The following is a 1,346-nucleotide window of genomic DNA, read 5'->3' on the forward strand; positions in this document are numbered from 1 at the left end:
ACCCCGGAGCGGTCCAGCCAGTCACCCAGCTCCTCCTCCCGGTCGGCCGTCTCGAGGGGGTCCGGCAGCGCCGTGCGTGGCGCGAGCTCGCGACGCAGCGCGTCGAGCTCGCCGAACTGGGTCGCGGTCACGCCGCTGGTCGCCATCTGGCGCAACGCGTCGAGCAGCCCGTCACAGGCGCGCTCGAGCTCGGCGGACGAGCGCGCGGCCGCGGCTGCAGGGTTGTTGATCTCGTGGGCCAGACCGGCTGCCAGGGTCCCGAGCGTGACGAGCCCGCTGCGCTGGCGGGCCGTCGCCTCGATCGACCGGGCCGTGCCGTAGAGGCCGGCGACGAGGTGCGCCGCGAAGGGGAACCACACGTTGGCCAGCTCGTGGAGGCGCTCGGCCGGGACGCGCAGCAGCCGCCCCGCCACGACTCCCCGGGCCGTCGCGAGGTAGACGCCGTGCTCGTCCCAGGCCCGGAATCCGCCGGCCCAGCGCCCGGGCACGTCCATCCGGCCGACGACGACGTCCTCACGGCCGATGTGGCGCGAGAGGTCGAGCGCCCCGTCGACGACGACCCACCAGTAGTCGGCGCGGTCGCCCTCGAGCCAGACCACGTCGCCGGGGACGATCGGCACCTCCGCGCCGCCGACGAGCAGCTCCTCGAGCTGGTCGTCGCGCAGCCCGTCGAAGAGCGGCACCGTCCGCAGGTCGGAGAGCTCGAGCATCGCAGGATCCCGTCGGTCGGCTGGTCAGATGGTGGCGAGGTACCGGTGGACGAAGTAGACCGACATCGAGCCCTCCCCGACGGCGGAGGCGACCCGCTTCATCGAGTCCGAGCGCACGTCGCCCGCGGCGAAGACCCCGGGCAGGCTCGTCTCCAGCGCGAACGGCGGTCGTGCGAGCGCCCACTCGTGGGCAGGCTGTCCGGTGACGAGGTCGTGCCCGGTCACCACGAAGCCGTGGTCGTCGCGCACGACGTCGGCGCCGAGCCAGTCGGTGCGCGGCGAGGCGCCGATGTAGACGAAGAGCCACGCGGCGTCGACCTCCGTCGTGGCGCCGGTGTGCCGGTCGGAGAGCGTCAGCCGCTCGACGTGACCGTCACCGGCCGCCCCGACGACCTCGGTGCGGCAGAGGACGCGGATGCGCTCGTCGGCTCGGATCCGCTGGACGAGGTACTGCGACATGCTCGCCTCGAGCGCGTCACCCCGCACCACGAGCGTGACCCGGCTCGCGTAGCGGGCGAGGTTGAGGGCCGCCTGACCGGCGGAGTTGGCCGCGCCCACGACGTAGACCTCGTCGCCCGTGCAGGCCGCCGCCTGGCCGGCGTTCGAGCCGTAGTGGACGCCGCGCCCGGCCAGGGC

The 1,346-nt window shown here is 74.4% G+C and carries 2 protein-coding genes; both read right to left on the reverse strand.

Features of this window, described 5'->3' with window-relative positions:
* Positions 1–710: cyclic nucleotide-binding domain-containing protein (locus AC1DP0_RS21920; protein ID WP_478088702.1), on the reverse strand; the 710-nt coding region annotated here is incomplete at its 3' end.
* A 24-nt stretch (positions 711–734) separates the two neighbouring features.
* Positions 735–1,346, reverse strand: a 612-nt coding sequence (locus tag AC1DP0_RS21925) for an NAD(P)/FAD-dependent oxidoreductase (protein ID WP_478088704.1), incomplete at its 5' end; no start/stop codon positions are given.

Source organism: Terrabacter sp. P5_B1 (assembly GCF_056400505.1).